Annotated in this window: 15 protein-coding genes and 1 other RNA gene; 12 read left to right on the forward strand and 4 right to left on the reverse strand. The window is 52.7% G+C overall.

Translation table 11 applies throughout. The annotated features are described in order from the left end of the window. Window positions 1-59: 59 nt before the first annotated feature. The 6 genes from epd to AAIG39_RS08215 all read left to right on the forward strand — a co-directional run bounded on the left by epd (window position 60) and on the right by AAIG39_RS08215 (window position 6,136). Window positions 60-1,079 (forward strand): erythrose-4-phosphate dehydrogenase, encoded by a 1,020-nt coding sequence (epd, locus tag AAIG39_RS08190; RefSeq protein WP_090083447.1) that lies wholly within the window; start codon window positions 60-62, stop codon window positions 1,077-1,079. A 49-nt stretch (window positions 1,080-1,128) separates the two neighbouring features. Further along, window positions 1,129-2,292, forward strand: coding sequence for a phosphoglycerate kinase (gene pgk / locus AAIG39_RS08195; protein WP_090083448.1), 1,164 nt, complete (start codon window positions 1,129-1,131; stop codon window positions 2,290-2,292). Between the two features lie 98 nt (window positions 2,293-2,390). Next, window positions 2,391-3,470 (forward strand): class II fructose-bisphosphate aldolase, encoded by a 1,080-nt coding sequence (gene fbaA / locus AAIG39_RS08200; protein WP_090083556.1) that lies wholly within the window; start codon window positions 2,391-2,393, stop codon window positions 3,468-3,470. A 186-nt stretch (window positions 3,471-3,656) separates the two neighbouring features. Further along, window positions 3,657-4,517: a small-conductance mechanosensitive channel MscS gene (locus AAIG39_RS08205; RefSeq protein ID WP_090083450.1), complete on the forward strand. Its 861-nt coding sequence runs from the start codon at window positions 3,657-3,659 to the stop codon at window positions 4,515-4,517. A gap of 139 nt (window positions 4,518-4,656) precedes the next feature. Next, complete coding sequence (argO, locus tag AAIG39_RS08210) at window positions 4,657-5,292, forward strand: arginine exporter ArgO (protein WP_090083453.1); 636 nt, start codon at window positions 4,657-4,659, stop codon at window positions 5,290-5,292. A gap of 94 nt (window positions 5,293-5,386) precedes the next feature. Beyond that, on the forward strand, window positions 5,387-6,136 hold the full coding sequence (locus AAIG39_RS08215) for an oxidative stress defense protein (RefSeq protein ID WP_090083455.1): 750 nt from the start codon (window positions 5,387-5,389) through the stop codon (window positions 6,134-6,136). A gap of 110 nt (window positions 6,137-6,246) precedes the next feature. Here the strand turns inward: AAIG39_RS08215 and argP are convergent, their stop codons facing one another. Continuing rightward, complete coding sequence (argP, locus tag AAIG39_RS08220; RefSeq protein ID WP_047368950.1) at window positions 6,247-7,140, reverse strand: DNA-binding transcriptional regulator ArgP; 894 nt, start codon at window positions 7,138-7,140, stop codon at window positions 6,247-6,249. A gap of 174 nt (window positions 7,141-7,314) precedes the next feature. On the opposite strand from argP, the gene rpiA reads away from it, so the two are divergent. Together rpiA and serA are read left to right on the forward strand one after the other, a co-directional pair. Then, a complete protein-coding gene (gene rpiA, locus AAIG39_RS08225; protein WP_343193593.1) occupies window positions 7,315-7,974 on the forward strand; it encodes a ribose-5-phosphate isomerase RpiA in 660 nt (219 codons plus the stop codon). A 264-nt stretch (window positions 7,975-8,238) separates the two neighbouring features. After that, window positions 8,239-9,471 (forward strand): phosphoglycerate dehydrogenase, encoded by a 1,233-nt coding sequence (serA, locus tag AAIG39_RS08230; protein ID WP_090083459.1) that lies wholly within the window; start codon window positions 8,239-8,241, stop codon window positions 9,469-9,471. Between the two features lie 117 nt (window positions 9,472-9,588). Here serA and AAIG39_RS08235 read toward each other — a convergent pair whose 3' ends face one another. The 3 genes from AAIG39_RS08235 to zapA all read right to left on the reverse strand — a co-directional run bounded on the left by AAIG39_RS08235 (window position 9,589) and on the right by zapA (window position 10,759). Further along, window positions 9,589-10,185, reverse strand: coding sequence for a 5-formyltetrahydrofolate cyclo-ligase (locus AAIG39_RS08235; RefSeq protein ID WP_343193594.1), 597 nt, complete (start codon window positions 10,183-10,185; stop codon window positions 9,589-9,591). A 19-nt stretch (window positions 10,186-10,204) separates the two neighbouring features. Then, a non-coding RNA gene (gene ssrS / locus AAIG39_RS08240) (6S RNA) lies at window positions 10,205-10,388 on the reverse strand. A 41-nt stretch (window positions 10,389-10,429) separates the two neighbouring features. Beyond that, entirely contained in the window at window positions 10,430-10,759 is a 330-nt protein-coding gene (zapA, locus tag AAIG39_RS08245; protein ID WP_039077987.1) for a cell division protein ZapA, read from the reverse strand. A 223-nt stretch (window positions 10,760-10,982) separates the two neighbouring features. Between zapA and AAIG39_RS08250 the strand changes: the two genes are divergently transcribed. Genes AAIG39_RS08250 through ubiI form a run of 4 tightly spaced genes read left to right on the forward strand, consistent with a single transcriptional unit; the run spans window position 10,983 to window position 15,298 of the window. Continuing rightward, complete coding sequence (locus tag AAIG39_RS08250; RefSeq protein ID WP_249572216.1) at window positions 10,983-11,561, forward strand: YecA/YgfB family protein; 579 nt, start codon at window positions 10,983-10,985, stop codon at window positions 11,559-11,561. Window positions 11,562-11,585: 24 nt separating this feature from the next. Then, a complete protein-coding gene (gene pepP / locus AAIG39_RS08255) occupies window positions 11,586-12,902 on the forward strand; it encodes a Xaa-Pro aminopeptidase (RefSeq protein WP_090083465.1) in 1,317 nt (438 codons plus the stop codon). Continuing rightward, the gene (gene ubiH, locus AAIG39_RS08260) at window positions 12,899-14,077 is read left to right on the forward strand and encodes a 2-octaprenyl-6-methoxyphenyl hydroxylase (RefSeq protein WP_090083466.1); all 1,179 of its coding nucleotides are present in this window, start codon (window positions 12,899-12,901) and stop codon (window positions 14,075-14,077) included. The genes pepP and ubiH overlap by 4 nt, the downstream gene beginning before the upstream one ends. Window positions 14,078-14,095: 18 nt before the next feature. Continuing rightward, a complete protein-coding gene (gene ubiI / locus AAIG39_RS08265) occupies window positions 14,096-15,298 on the forward strand; it encodes an FAD-dependent 2-octaprenylphenol hydroxylase (RefSeq protein WP_343193595.1) in 1,203 nt (400 codons plus the stop codon). Window positions 15,299-15,658: the final 360 nt, after the last annotated feature.

A 15,658-nucleotide genomic window follows, 5' to 3' on the forward strand; every position in this document is an offset into this window, starting at 1 on the left:
TAAAGGTTGCTGCATTACTCTGTGAGCCACCTCAAATTGGGTAACCTTGCAGGAGATCTATGAGCGTACGCATAGCGATTAATGGCTTCGGTCGTATCGGACGCAATGTGGTTCGTGCTTTGTATGAATCCGGGCGTCGGGCGGAAGTCACCGTGGTGGCAATCAATGAACTGGCAGATGCGGCAGGCATGGCCCATTTATTGAAATATGACACCAGCCACGGACGTTTCGCGTGGGACGTACATCAGGAGCGCGAGCAACTGTTTGTCGGTGATGATGCGATTCGCATTCTTCATCAGCGCGATATCGCAGCGCTGCCATGGCGCGAGCTGGGTGTTGATGTGGTGCTTGATTGTACCGGTGTTTTTGGCAGCCGCGCCGATGGCGAAGCGCATCTGGCGGCGGGAGCGAAGAAAGTGCTGTTCTCGCATCCTGGCAGTAACGATCTCGACGCAACAGTCGTTTTTGGCGTCAATCAGGATGCTTTAAAGCCTGACGATCATATCGTCTCTAACGCTTCCTGCACCACGAACTGCATTATTCCGATTATTAAGCTGCTTGATGACGCGTGGGGGATTGAATCGGGTACAGTTACCACGATCCACTCCGCGATGCACGATCAGCAGGTGATTGATGCCTATCATCCTGATTTACGCCGTACGCGTGCAGCCAGCCAGTCTATTATTCCTGTGGACACGAAACTGGCGGCGGGTATCACCCGTATTTTCCCGCAATTTCACGACCGGTTTGAGGCGATTGCGGTACGTGTACCGACCATAAATGTGACGGCAATTGATCTGAGCGTGACGGTGAAAAACCCGGTTAAAGCTTGTGAAGTCAATGCCTTGCTGCAAAAAGCAGCACAGGGAACATTTCATGGTATAGTTGACTATACGGAATTACCGTTGGTCTCGACAGATTTTAACCATGATCCGCACAGTGCCATCGTTGATGGTACGCAAACACGGGTCAGTGGCGCGCACCTTATTAAAACCCTGGTATGGTGCGATAACGAATGGGGCTTTGCTAACCGAATGCTCGACACGACGTTAGAAATGGCCGCAAAAGGTTTCAGGTAGGGCGCACATTGCGTTCGCAAAACTTTATGAATCATTGAGAGGATTCACCATGTCTGTAATTAAGATGACCGATCTGGATTTGGCAGGTAAACGCGTTTTCATCCGTGCGGATCTGAACGTACCGGTTAAAGATGGCAAAGTGACCAGCGATGCGCGTATCCGTGCTTCTCTGCCGACCATCGAGCTGGCGCTGAAACAAGGCGCGAAAGTGATGGTTACCTCCCATCTGGGTCGTCCGACCGAAGGCGAGTACAACGAAGAGTTCTCTCTGCTGCCGGTTGTTAATTACCTGAAAGACAAACTGTCTAACCCGGTACGTCTGGTTAAAGATTACCTGGATGGCGTTGAAGTTGCCGCAGGTGAACTGGTAGTTCTGGAAAACGTTCGCTTCAACAAAGGCGAGAAGAAAGACGACGAAACACTGTCCAAAAAATATGCCGCACTGTGCGACGTATTCGTAATGGACGCTTTCGGTACTGCTCACCGTGCACAGGCGTCAACCCACGGTATCGGTAAATTCGCTGACGTTGCGTGCGCAGGCCCGCTGCTGGCTGACGAACTGGAGGCGCTGGGTAAAGCGCTGAAAGAACCTGCTCGCCCGATGGTTGCTATCGTTGGTGGTTCTAAAGTTTCCACTAAACTGACCGTTCTGGACTCTCTGTCTAAAATCGCTGATCAGCTGATCGTGGGTGGCGGTATCGCCAACACCTTCGTTGCCGCTCAGGGCCACAATGTCGGTAAATCCCTGTACGAAGCAGACCTGGTTGACGAAGCAAAACGCCTGCTGGGTACCTGTGATATTCCTGTCCCGACAGATGTTCGTGTTGCTACCGAGTTCTCCGAAACCGCTACCGCAACCCTGAAATCTGTTTCTGATATCAAAGATGGAGAGCAGATTCTGGACCTGGGCGATGCTTCTGCACAGAAACTGGCTGAAATCCTGAAAAACGCGAAAACCATTCTGTGGAACGGCCCGGTTGGCGTTTTCGAATTCCCGAACTTCCGTAAAGGCACCGAAATCGTTGCTAATGCCATCGCAGACAGCGAAGCGTTCTCTATCGCAGGCGGCGGCGATACTCTGGCGGCTATCGACCTGTTCGGTATCGCTGACAAAATCTCCTACATCTCCACTGGTGGCGGTGCGTTCCTCGAGTTCGTGGAAGGCAAAGTGCTGCCGGCAGTCGCAATGCTCGAAGAGCGCGCTAAGAAGTAAGTATTCAAAGGGCAGGGAAACCTGCCCAATTTTCAGCGCGCGTAATGCTCGCGAACTTTTTTCCAACGGTCGAAGATACAGATACAGGACTCGAAAACATGTCTAAAATTTTTGATTTCGTAAAACCGGGTGTTATCACCGGTGATGACGTTCAGAAAGTGTTCCAGGTAGCGAAAGAAAACAACTTTGCGCTGCCAGCAGTTAACTGCGTGGGCACCGATTCCATTAACGCCGTTCTGGAAACCGCTGCGAAAGTGAAAGCGCCGGTTATCGTTCAGTTCTCCAACGGTGGTGCTGCATTCATCGCGGGTAAAGGTGTGAAAACCGATATTCCTCAGGGTGCTGCTATCCTGGGCGCTATCTCTGGTGCGCATCACGTACATCAGATGGCAGAACACTACGGTGTTCCGGTAATTCTGCACACTGACCACTGCGCGAAGAAATTGCTGCCGTGGATCGACGGCCTGCTGGACGCTGGTGAAAAACACTTTGCTGCTACCGGCAAACCGCTGTTCTCTTCTCACATGATCGACCTGTCTGAAGAGTCCCTCGAAGAAAACATCGAGATCTGCTCCAAATATCTGGCGCGCATGTCCAAAATTGGCATGACCCTGGAAATCGAACTGGGCTGCACCGGCGGCGAAGAAGATGGCGTAGACAACAGCCACATGGACGCTTCTGCGCTGTACACTCAGCCGGAAGACGTTGATTACGCATACACCAAACTGAACGCAATCAGCCCGCGTTTCACCATTGCTGCTTCCTTCGGTAACGTGCATGGCGTATACAAACCGGGTAACGTGAAACTGACCCCGACTATCCTGCGCGACTCTCAGGAATATGTTTCCAAAAAACATAACCTGCCGCATAACGCCCTGAACTTCGTTTTCCATGGCGGTTCCGGTTCTACTGCTCAGGAAATCAAAGACTCCGTAAGCTACGGCGTTATCAAAATGAACATCGATACCGATACCCAATGGGCGACCTGGGAAGGTATCCTGAACTACTACAAAGCTAACGAAGCGTATCTGCAAGGTCAGTTGGGCAACCCGAAAGGCGAAGACCAGCCGAACAAGAAATACTACGATCCGCGCGTATGGCTGCGTGCAGCTCAGACCTCTATGATCACCCGTCTGGAACAGGCTTTCAAAGAACTGAACGCGGTTGACGTTCTGTAATTTTTGCCTTGTTTCCTGATTCAGGCCCGCTTATACGGGCCTTTTTTATTTCCGATTCAATAGCCTGCACGCGCCATTAAATGTGATCCATTTGGCAAAATCGTCCCTTATTGTTTACCCTTTAGGTGTCTGTCCGCCACCGTCGGGAAGGAATTTTCCCGCACGGATCAACATAAGGAACAAAGAATGGAAGATCTTCACGTCGTCGACAGCATCAATAACGCAGGCTCCTGGCTGGTGACCAATCAGGCTCTGCTGTTGAGTTACGCTGTTAACATCGTTGCCGCCATTGCCATCATCATTGTGGGTATGATCATTGCCCGCATGATTTCAAACACTGTCAACAAACTGATGCGGGCACGGCACATTGATGCCACCGTTGCCGACTTTCTCTCCGCGCTGGTCCGCTACGGCGTCATTGCTTTTACCCTGATAGCCGCACTGGGGCGTGTGGGAGTGCAAACCGCATCGGTTATTGCGGTACTCGGTGCCGCAGGTCTGGCAATCGGTCTGGCATTACAAGGGTCACTCTCGAATCTGGCAGCCGGCGTTTTACTGGTGACATTCCGTCCGTTTCGTTCCGGAGAATACGTCGACCTGGGTGGAGTGGCCGGTACTGTGCTACAGGTACAGATTTTCTCCACCACACTGCGCAGCGCTGATGGCCGCATTATTGTGGTTCCCAACGGTAAAATTATTGCCGGGAACATTATTAACTTTTCCCGGGAACCGGTCCGCCGTAACGAATTTATCATTGGCGTTGCGTACGATTCAGACATCGATCTGGTTACGAAGCTGCTGACTGATATCATCCAGGCCGACGACCGTATCCTGAAAGACCGGGAGATGACGGTGCGTCTGAATGAACTCGGGGCATCTTCCATCAACTTTGTGGTGCGCGTCTGGAGTAATAGTGGTGACCTGCAAAACGTCTACTGGGATGTTCTGGAAAAAGTGAAACGCAGCTTTGATGAGCACGGTATCAGTTTCCCTTACCCGCAAATGGATGTGAATTTCAAACGGGTGAAAGAGCCTGTCGAAGAGTAAATAATCAGGTCGGCATCGCCGGCCTTTTTACTATTTTCTTACATTAGCCATACTAATTAGTCATTAAAATATTCAATTTCCTCTAATGATTCTCGCGCGTTATAGTCTGCGTCCAGATAAAGATAAGTGAGAATTTATTGTGATAACCTATTATTTTCAAGGGCTTATACTAGGTGCAGCATTGATTTTACCTCTTGGCCCGCAGAATGCCTTCGTTATGAACCAGGGGATCCGTCGCCAGTATCACATCATGACGGCTTTTCTGTGCACACTGAGTGACTTACTGTTGATTTGTGCCGGAGTATTTGGTGGCAGTGCCTTGTTGATGCAATCTCCATGGCTGCTGGGACTGGTAACCTGGGGGGGTGTCGCCTTTCTGCTGTGGTATGGCTATGGCGCGCTGAAAACCGCGCTTGGCAGTGAGATTGAGCTTGCCAGCGCCGAAGTGATGAAGCAAGGACGCTGGAAGATTATCGCGACCATGCTGGCGGTAACCTGGCTTAATCCTCATGTTTATCTCGACACCTTTGTGGTGCTTGGCAGCCTGGGCGGGCAGCTGGACGCGGAGCCGAAGCGCTGGTTTGCGATGGGGACGATCAGTGCGTCCATTATCTGGTTTTTTGGCCTGGCGATGCTGGCCGCCTGGTTTGCTCCGCGTCTGCGTACGGCAAAAGCTCAACGCATTATCAACCTCATCGTCGGGGCAGTAATGTGGGTTATCGCCGCACAACTGGCGAAAGATGGGGTGGCCCATGTGCAGGCATTGTTAAACTAAGTCTGGTCTGATGGACAAACCAACGGTATCCGCTAAGCTTCTGCCTGGCGTGCCGTTTTCCTACGGACGTAATAAGCAACATGGAGGAGCAACCGTGAAATTCAAAGTGATGGCCCTGGCGGCATTAGTGGGACTGAGCGTCATGTCGGTACAGGCAAGTGAACTGCCTGATGGTCCGCACATTGTTACCTCAGGTACGTCGAGCGTGGACGCGGTGCCTGATATTGCTACCCTGGCGATTGAAGTGAATATCCAGGCGAAAGATGCCGCGACGGCGAAGAAACAGGCAGACGATCGCGTTGCCGAGTATCTCTCATTCCTCGACAAGAATGGTGTAGGGAAGAAAGACATCAATTCCGCTAACTTGCGCACCCAGCCGGATTACGATTACCAAAACGGTAAAAGCGTGCTGAAAGGCTGGCGTGCCGTACGTACGGTGGAAGTGACGCTGCGCGATCTGGAGAAGCTCAATTCCCTGCTTGATGGTGCGCTCAAAGCCGGTTTGAATGAAATCCGTTCCGTTTCTCTGGGCGTTGCGCAACCGGATTCTTACAAGGATAAGGCGCGTAAAGCGGCCATTGATGATGCCGTTCATCAGGCCGAACAGCTGGCAGCAGGTTTCAATGCTAAGCTTGGCCCGGTCTATAGTGTGCGTTACCACGTATCCAATTATCAGCCGAGCCCGATGGTTCGCATGATGAAAGCAGATGCGGCACCCGTATCCGCACAGGAAACGTACGAACAGCCGACTATTCAGTTTGCCGATCAGGTGGACGTTGTATTCCAGCTTGAGCCAACGCAGAGTCAGACTCAGCAGCCTGCAACAACGGACAAAGCGCAGTAATTTCACTCTTGCGCGACATGTGGCCGCATTTGGGAATGACCTGATGCGCTACGCTTACCGGGGCTGCGTGTGTTTGTAGTCCCGGTAAGGCAACTTTGTCTTCGTGAATTTCAGTCTTGTCTTAACACCTTGTGGCCGTAAGCCAGCAGTGCATCGGTGACGTTGCGCATCATGCGACTTTCTGGCGCAAACCGATGCCAGTACAGCATCCGGCGTTGAAAGAGGCCTGGCGTGAGGTCGATCAATTCTCCGGCGTTCAACTCTCTTTCGATTTGCAGGTGCGGAATCATACAACAGGTTGTTCCCTGCCTGGCCAGTTGCACAAACGCTTCCGACGAGTTAACGATATGACAGGGCACGCTGCCCGGCGGCAGATCGAAATTTTGCTGCAAGAAGGCCTGGTGCATATCGTCGAGATGGTCAAACGCCACGGCAGGCGCTTTAAGTAAAGCCGAACGTGTTACACCATTCGGGAAGTAACGTTCAGCAAAAGCTTTCGAACCGACAAACAGGTAATCAAGCGCGCCAAGTTGGTCAACGAGGCAGCTTGGCAGAGCCTGCGGTTGAATACTTACCGCACCGACCACTTCACCGCGACGCAGACGCTCCTGAGTGCGGGTTTCATCTTCAACCTGTAAATTCAGGCGAATTGGCGAATCAGCCAGCACTGGCGCCAGCGCTGGCAGCAACCATGTTGCCAGGCTGTCGGCGTTCACCGCCAGCGACAGCAGGAGTGGAGTGGAGCCGGTTTGCTCATCACCCAGCCACTCTTCTTCAAGCAGTTCTACCTGGCGCAGCAAGGCCAGCAACTTTTGCCCTTGTTCCGTCGGACGCGGTGGGACGGTACGTACCAGCAGGGGCTGGCCAAACATATTTTCGAGCTGTTTAATACGCTGTGATACGGCGGACTGAGTGATACACAGCTTTTGCGCGGCGCGCTCAAACCCACGTTCCCGAATGACCGCATCAAGCGCCTGTAACGTTCTGTAGTCCGGACGTTTCATCTGACTGACATACTCCTGGAAAATAATTACTCAGCACTATGACATAATTTTTTGTGACTTACAGACGAAAATGTACCTGCTGGTAATGTGACACAGCTCACAGGGACTTTTCCCCCTTCCATGTTCTATAATGCGCTTCGAATTCCACACCATTCTCACCACAGGCGAACGACGATGACGCAGGACGAATTAAAAAAAGTAGTGGGTTGGGCAGCGCTCAAATATGTTGAACCGGGTACTATCGTAGGCGTTGGTACCGGCTCCACCGCTGCGCACTTTATTGACGCGCTCGGCACCATGAAAGGTCAGATTGAAGGGGCGGTTTCCAGTTCCGACGCCTCGACAGAGAAACTGAAAGGCCTGGGTATCACCGTATTCGATCTGAATGAAGTCGATCGTCTGGGAATTTATGTAGATGGCGCAGATGAAATCAACGGCCAGATGCAGATGATCAAAGGCGGCGGTGCAGCGTTAACGCGTGAAAAAATCATTGCCTCGGTAGCCGATAAATTTATCTGTATTGCAGATGCATCAAAACAGGTCGATATCCTGGGTAAATTCCCTCTGCCGGTGGAAGTGATTCCGATGGCACGAAGCGCAGTGGCGCGTGAACTGGTGAAGCTGGGCGGACGTCCTGAATATCGTCAGAACGTGGTTACCGATAACGGCAACGTCATCCTCGACGTCTTTGGTCTGGAAATTATCGATCCTGTTGCGCTGGAAAACACGATTAACGGCATTCCGGGCGTGGTGACCGTGGGCTTGTTCGCCAACCGCGGTGCGGATGTGGCTTTGATCGGCAGCGCGGATGGCGTCAAAACCATCACAAAATGATCTGTATGGGGGACACGTTCCCCCATTAAAAAAATCTCAATGAGCAAATTTGGTGACATCTGTCACGCTTCTGGCTCCACCCTGATAATCCTCCCGCCCCTATAGCTATTTTTAGCATATTCATCTGCCATTTCTCGCTGTATGACATTCCTTCACAGTGCCGACGCAAACGTTCATATTGCTGCAATAGTTTTTTTTGATATGTTGACTACAGCGGATGAATATCCACACAACATCAGTTATGACAAAAACAGGGTCGGGTAAATGGCAAAGGTATCACTGGAGAAAGACAAGATTAAATTTCTGCTCGTCGAAGGGGTGCATCAGAAAGCACTCGATAGCCTTCGTGCGGCAGGTTACACCAACATTGAGTATCACAAAGGCGCGCTCGACAGTGAGCAGCTCAAAGAGTCTATCCGTGATGCCCACTTCATTGGCATTCGATCCCGTACTAACCTGACCGAAGATGTTATTGCCGCAGCCGAGAAACTGGTAGCGATTGGTTGTTTCTGTATCGGTACCAACCAGGTCAATCTGGATGCGGCGGCACAACGCGGTATCCCGGTCTTTAACGCCCCGTTCTCTAACACTCGTTCCGTAGCGGAACTGGTGATTGGCGAACTGTTACTGTTGATGCGCGGTATTCCGGAAGCAAACGCCAAAGCGCACCGCGGTATCTGGAACAAACTTGCCGTGGGTTCTTACGAAGCGCGCGGTAAAAAACTGGGCATCATCGGCTATGGCCACATCGGTACCCAGCTTGGCATTCTGGCCGAGTCACTCGGCATGCACGTTTATTTCTACGATATTGAAAGCAAACTGCCGCTGGGCAACGCCACCCAGATTCAGCATCTGTCCGATCTGCTCAATATGAGCGATGTTGTCAGCCTGCACGTGCCGGAAAATGCTTCTACCAAAAACATGATGGGCGCGGAAGAGCTGGCGCTGATGAAGCCAGGCGCACTGCTGATCAACGCTGCACGTGGTACGGTTGTTGATATTCCGGCGTTATGCGATGCGCTTAAGCGTAAACATCTGGCGGGTGCGGCAATTGACGTGTTCCCGACTGAGCCTGCAACCAACAGCGATCCGTTTAATTCACCGCTTTGCGAATTCGACAACGTAATTTTGACGCCGCATATTGGCGGGTCCACTCAGGAAGCGCAGGAAAACATCGGCCTGGAAGTTGCGGGTAAACTGATTAAGTACTCTGATAACGGCTCTACACTCTCTGCCGTTAACTTCCCGGAAGTGTCGCTGCCGCTGCACGGTGGTCGTCGTCTGCTGCATATCCACGAAAACCGTCCTGGCGTGCTGACTGCAATCAACCAGATCTTTGCTGGTGACGGCATAAATATTGCCGCTCAGTATCTGCAAACGACACCGTATATGGGCTATGTGGTCATCGATATTGAAGCCGAAGAAGATGTGGCGCAACAAGCGCTGCAGAGCATGAAGGCGATCCCGGGGACGATTCGCGCTCGTCTGCTGTACTGATTCTGCGCAGTTGTGTCGGAAGGTGAGTTAAATGCAAAACGGCAACCTGAGGGTTGCCGTTTCTTTTGTGTTTTCCCTCGCCCTTCGGGAGAGAGTATCAGGCCGCAGTCCTTTAATTCACCAGCTCCACAGCGTTGATGGCGTCACTACCGCAGGTAGCGGAATATCCCACTCTTGCACTGGAAGCACATCAACATGCTGGCAATCATGCGCATAACCCACAGGCTGTAACCCATACTGCTGCCAGTTTTGCAACGTTCTGTCGTAAAAGCCGCCACCCATACCCAGCCGTTGTCCCTGGCTGTCAAAGGCAACCAGCGGTGTTATCAGGACATCTAACTGAGCAAGCGGTAAGACATCGCGCACGTCCAGTTTTGGCTCCTGAATTTTCAGGCGGTTGAGAACCAGCTCGCTGTGCGGATGGTATTGCAAAAACAGCAGATTGCCAGGGCTGAACGGATGCAGAACCGGCAGATAAACGCGTTTGCCGCTACGCCAGAGCTGTTCGATAAGTGGCTGGGTGTCCAGTTCGCCATCGAAGGAGAGAAAAAGGGCGACGGTATGCGCCATCACGACCGGCGGATAAGCCATCATGCGTGCTGCCGCTGCAACCGAGAAATGTTCCTGTTGCTCAGCAGTAAGGGCGCGACGACGCTGCCGTATGATTTTACGGATTTCCTGGCGTGATGGGGGAAGAGCGGAAAGTTGTGTCATTGTATCAGGTAGAAAGAAGGGAATCTCCGAGATGCCGCCGCAGGCTGTAACCCTTGAACCCTTGGTTCAAGGTGAATGTGTCGTCATAGTTTTAAGGCTTCTCGGACGGACCGAGCATGCTCACCAACCATGGAGCGCCACATTCTTGTGGTATGAAATATCGGCTCAGGGGACTGGCCCGCTTGCGAACATCTCAGAGAAATTTTTTCTTCACGGTCACTCTACCATAGTTAACCTTGAAGTGTTATTCAAACTTCGGCCCCGGTCTTTCGGATATGCGACCCTGATCAAGCAATGCCTGTTCGATGGTCTGTTGTAACATCCGAATACGCTGTTCCATGCTGGATGCGTAGTCACGGGTTTTTGCCTTTTCCTGAGTCAGTTCATAGCTGATATTCAGCGCTGCGATAAAGACTAACTGCTCAGTATTTGTGACTCTAGTGCGAACTTTCAGATCTTGCAACCGCTGATTCAGATCCTCCGCGGCCTGATTCAGAGCATCTCTCTGTTCAGGCGGGCAATTCACTCGCAGTGAACGGCCAAAAATTTGGATATCGACGGGTTGTGCAGACATGCCACCTTCCTGCTGTTTGACTGCGCTCTGCCTTCACACCCGAGTCCTGGCTGCGAAGGGGCGTCACTATAGCCACCCTGGTGAGAGGATTCAAGCTCTTTGCTATACCTTAATTCACTCATAGTGCATGCAAAGGCATGTAACGTGAAGCATGACGGGTATATCACCAGGGTCCAAAGTGGTAGCATACCATGAATATTCTCCCCAACGACGATGAATGCGCATGTCTATACAGAACGAAATACCTGGTTACAACGAAGTAGGCCAGTTGCTCAATCAACAAGGTGTGGGACTGATTCCTGCGGAAATGCACGGGCTTATCGCGGGGATGCTTTGTGGCGGCAACAACGACAGCTCCTGGCAGCCGCTGTTGCATGATCTGACCAACGAAGGGCTGGCATTTGGCCATGAGCTCGCACAGGCGTTGCGCAGCATGCATGCCGCCACCAGCGACTCACTGGAAGATGACGGTTTCTTGTTCCAGCTTTATCTGCCAACTGGCGATGACGTTAGCGTGTTTGACCGTGCCGATGCGCTGGCAGGCTGGGTTAACCACTTTCTGCTGGGGCTTGGCGTCACGCAGCCAAAACTCGACAAAGTAACCGGCGAAACCGGTGAAGCGATTGACGATCTGCGTAACATCGCCTTGCTCGGTTATGACGAAGACGAAGATCAGGAAGAGCTGGAGATGTCGCTCGAAGAGATCATCGAATATGTGCGCGTTGCGGCGCTGCTGTGCCATGACACATTCACTCGCCCGCAGCCAACAGCGCCAGAAGTGCGTAAACCAACCCTGCATTAATCTTTTCCGCTCAGAGGAGGTGTCATGACACAGCTTGAGTTTCTCCGACGCCGTCAGGCGTTGCTGGCGCAAATGGCGCCAGCCAGCGCGGCGCTTATTTTCGCGGCGCCGGAAGCGACCCGCAGTGCCGACAGTGAATACCCGTATCGTCAGAACAGCGATTTTTGGTATTTCACCGGTTTTAATGAACCGGAAGCGGTACTGGTGCTGATTAAAAGTGATGATACCCATAACCACAGCGTCCTGTTTAACCGGATACGTGATAAAACGGCGGAAATCTGGTTTGGCCGCCGACTCGGGCAGGAGGCTGCGCCAGAAAAACTGGGGGTGGACAGAGCGCTGGCGTTTCCGGAAATAGGCAAGCATCTTTATCAATTGCTCAATGGTCTGGACGCGGTTTATCACGCCCAGGGCGAATACGCCTATGCCGATGAGATTGTCTTTGCCGCTCTGGACAAACTGCGTAAAGGTTCACGCCAGAATCTCACCGCGCCGGCCAGCGTGACCGACTGGCGACCCATCGTGCATGAAATGCGTCTGTTCAAGTCTGCCGAAGAAATCGATGTGATGCGTCGCGCCGGGGAGATTTCTGCGCTGGCGCATACCCGCGCCATGCAAACCTGTAAACCCGGGATGTTTGAATACCAGCTTGAAGGCGAAATCCACCACGAGTTCAACCGTCACGGCGCCCGTTTTCCGTCCTATAACACTATCGTCGGTGCCGGGGAGAACGGCTGTATTTTGCATTACACCGAAAATGAGAGCGTGATGCGTGATGGTGATCTGGTGCTGATTGATGCAGGTTGCGAATACATGGGTTATGCCGGCGATATTACCCGAACCTTTCCGGTAAACGGCAAATTCAGCCCGGCACAGCGTGAAGTTTATGACATTGTGCTGGAGTCACTGGAGACGGCCCTGCGCCTGTTTCGCCCCGGCACCTCGATTCAGGAAGTGAACGGTGAAGTGGTGCGCATCATGGTTACCGGGCTTGTGAAACTGGGCATTCTTAAGGGCGAGGTTGACGCGTTGGTTGCCGAGAATGCACATCGCCCCTTCTTTATGCATGGCCTGAGTCACTGGCTGGGGCTCGATGTCCATGATGTTGGCGTTTATGGCCAGGATCGCTCGCGTGTTCTTGAACCCGGAATGGTATTAACTGTCGAGCCGGGTCTCTATATTTCCCCTGATGCTGACGTACCGGAAGCCTATCGGGGCATAGGTATCCGCGTGGAAGATGACATTGTGATCACCGAAAACGGTAATGAGAACCTCACTGCCAGCGTCGTCAAAAAAGCTGACGACATCGAGGCGCTGATGGCAGCGGCACGTCGCTCATGAGTGTGATTATTGTTGGTGGCGGTATGGCGGGCGCGACGCTCGCACTGTCGATTTCGCATTTAACCGGTGGTCGCCTGCCTGTTCATCTTATCGAAGCGACCGAACCGAGTTCTCAGGACCATCCTGGCTTTGACGCGCGCGCTATCGCGCTGGCGGCGGGAACATGCCAGCAACTTGCGCGAGTAGGGATCTGGTCTCATATCGTTGAGAAAGCCACGCCGATTACGACCGTGCATGTCAGCGATCGCGGCCATGCCGGTTTCGTGACGCTTGATGCTGATGATTATCGCATTGAGGCTCTCGGCCAGGTTGTGGAACTACACGATGTAGGTACCCGTCTTTTTAGTCTTCTGAAAAAAGCGCCAGGCGTGACGCTCCATTGTCCGGCTCGGGTGAGCTTCTTCTCCAGAGATGAAGACCGCGTGGCGGTCGCACTGGAAAGCGGTGAGACGATTAACGGCACCCTGCTGGTCGCCGCTGATGGCTCCCGCTCTGCGCTGGGCGCGCAATGTGGTATCAGTTGGCAACAGGAACCCTATCAACAGGTTGCGGTAATTGCTAACGTTACAACCTCGGTAGCACATCAGGGGCGCGCGTTTGAGCGTTTTACCGCTCATGGCCCGCTGGCAATGCTGCCGATGTCACACGGACGTTGTTCGCTGGTATGGTGTCATCCGCTCGAAAAGCAGGAACACATCCTGAGCTGGAGTGATGAGACGTTCTGCCATGAGTTGCAAAAAGCCTTTGGCTGGCGACTGGGTCGAATTGTGCATGCAGGAACGCGTAACGCTTATCCTCTTTCTCTCTCCACTGCCTCTTCACCCATTTCACATCGCACGGTACTGGTTGGAAATGCCGCGCAGACCCTTCACCCGATTGCCGGGCAGGGCTTTAATCTGGGAATGCGCGACGTGATGAGCCTGGCCGAAACGCTGGCTGATGCCTGGGCGCAGCAGCAGGATGTTGGCGGTTATGGCGTGCTGACACGCTATCGCGATCGCCGCCATGACGATAAGTGCGCTACGATTGGCGTGACAGATGGGTTAGTACATCTTTTTGCAAATCGCTGGGCGCCGTTGGTTGTCGGGCGTAACGTCGGTTTGATGGCCATGGAATTATTTACCCCGGCGCGTGATGCGCTGGCGCAGCGTACTTTGGGCTGGGTGGCGCGTTAAGGTCTACAGGAGTTATTTGTGCAAAATGTTGATGTGGCAATTGTAGGCGGCGGCATGGTGGGACTGGCGCTGGCCTGTGGATTACAGGGCAGTGGCCTGCGAGTGGCGGTGCTGGAGCAGCATGCGCCCGTCCCCGTGAAAGAGGATGACCCTGCACAGCTGCGTGTATCGGCTATCAACGCCGCCAGTGAAAAACTGCTGACGCGCCTGGGCGTCTGGTCATCGATTACTGCCCATCGCGCCAGCTGTTATCACGGTATGGAAGTGTGGGATAAAGACAGCTTTGGCCGGATTGCCTTTGACGATCAAAGTATGGGCTACAGCCATCTCGGTCATATTATTGAAAACAGCGTCATTCATCAGGCGTTGTGGAACAAAGCTCATCAATGTTCGGATGTGTCAATCCTGGCGCCAGCAGAGCTGCAGCAGGTTGCCTGGGGCGAGAACGAAGCATTTCTTACTCTCAAAGATGGCAATATGTTAACCGCCCGGCTGGTCGTCGGGGCTGATGGAGCCAACTCATGGTTGCGCAACAAAGCCGATATTCCGCTGACATTCTGGGACTATAACCATCATGCGCTGGTGGCGACCATCCGTACCGATGAGCCTCATCAGGCTATCGCGCGGCAGGTTTTCCACGATGAAAGCATTCTCGCGTTTCTGCCACTGGCCGACCCGCACTTATGTTCAATCGTCTGGTCGCTGCCGCCTGAACGGGCAGCGCAAATGCAGCAGGCAAGCGAAGAGGACTTCAATCAGGCGCTGTGTGTCGCGTTTGATAATCGACTTGGGCTGTGCCGTGTAGAAAGCGAGCGACAGGTCTATCCGCTGACCGGACGCTACGCGCGTCATTTTGCCGGACATCGTCTGGCATTGATGGGCGATGCGGCGCATACCATCCATCCTCTTGCCGGACAGGGCGTTAACCTGGGCTTTATGGATGCGGCAGAACTGGTCAGTGAACTCAAGCGCCTGAACGCGCAGGGCAAAGATATTGGCCAGCATATGTATCTGCGTCGCTACGAACGCAGCCGTAAACACAGTGCTGTTCTGATGCTGGCCGGGATGCAGGGCTTCCGTGAATTATTTTCCGGTACTAACCCTGCGAAAAAGCTGTTCCGGGACATTGGCCTGAAACTGGCGGATACATTACCAGGGGTAAAACCCCAGCTGCTGCGTCAGGCGATGGGGCTGAATGACCTCCCTCAGTGGTTGCGTTAACTGCGTCACACTTTCCCTTCCCCCTGGCGGGAAGGGAAACCTTTCCTCATTTGAAAAATTCTAATTTCACGCCATTTTTCAGATTAGTTTTTCTCATCTCTCATTTTTTCACTGTCGGGAAAATTATCTCTTTTGTGGTGGTAAATATGGCTGATTGCGATAGTTACCGGGGTAGAGTAATTCTTTATGCGCCATTTTGCGCTTGAACGTGGCTAAATATTCTGTGGCGCTCTTTGCGAAAAATGGTCATAAGCTAATGTGATGACCCATTTTCTCTTATGGTTAAGCGTCGCTTTCGGTGATAAGTTCAGGCGAAAGAGAACGTTTGCGTCGGCGACCGGGATCGGTGTCGACGTCTTG

Origin of the sequence: Phytobacter palmae (assembly GCF_039409775.1) — a bacterium.
Lineage (GTDB): Bacteria > Pseudomonadota > Gammaproteobacteria > Enterobacterales > Enterobacteriaceae > Phytobacter > Phytobacter palmae.

Excerpts from the sequence above, each read along its gene's own strand:
- zapA (WP_039077987.1), bottom strand. The coding sequence starts at position 10,759 with ATGTCTGCACAACCCGTCGATATCCAAATTTTTGGCCGTTCACTGCGA.
- ubiH (WP_090083466.1), top strand. The coding sequence starts at position 12,899 with ATGAGTGTGATTATTGTTGGTGGCGGTATGGCGGGCGCGACGCTCGCA.
- pepP (WP_090083465.1), top strand. The coding sequence starts at position 11,586 with ATGACACAGCTTGAGTTTCTCCGACGCCGTCAGGCGTTGCTGGCGCAA.
- epd (WP_090083447.1), top strand. The coding sequence starts at position 60 with ATGAGCGTACGCATAGCGATTAATGGCTTCGGTCGTATCGGACGCAAT.
- fbaA (WP_090083556.1), top strand. The coding sequence starts at position 2,391 with ATGTCTAAAATTTTTGATTTCGTAAAACCGGGTGTTATCACCGGTGAT.
- AAIG39_RS08235 (WP_343193594.1), bottom strand. The coding sequence starts at position 10,185 with ATGACACAACTTTCCGCTCTTCCCCCATCACGCCAGGAAATCCGTAAA.
- serA (WP_090083459.1), top strand. The coding sequence starts at position 8,239 with ATGGCAAAGGTATCACTGGAGAAAGACAAGATTAAATTTCTGCTCGTC.
- AAIG39_RS08205 (WP_090083450.1), top strand. The coding sequence starts at position 3,657 with ATGGAAGATCTTCACGTCGTCGACAGCATCAATAACGCAGGCTCCTGG.
- AAIG39_RS08250 (WP_249572216.1), top strand. The coding sequence starts at position 10,983 with ATGTCTATACAGAACGAAATACCTGGTTACAACGAAGTAGGCCAGTTG.
- pgk (WP_090083448.1), top strand. The coding sequence starts at position 1,129 with ATGTCTGTAATTAAGATGACCGATCTGGATTTGGCAGGTAAACGCGTT.
- argP (WP_047368950.1), bottom strand. The coding sequence starts at position 7,140 with ATGAAACGTCCGGACTACAGAACGTTACAGGCGCTTGATGCGGTCATT.
- rpiA (WP_343193593.1), top strand. The coding sequence starts at position 7,315 with ATGACGCAGGACGAATTAAAAAAAGTAGTGGGTTGGGCAGCGCTCAAA.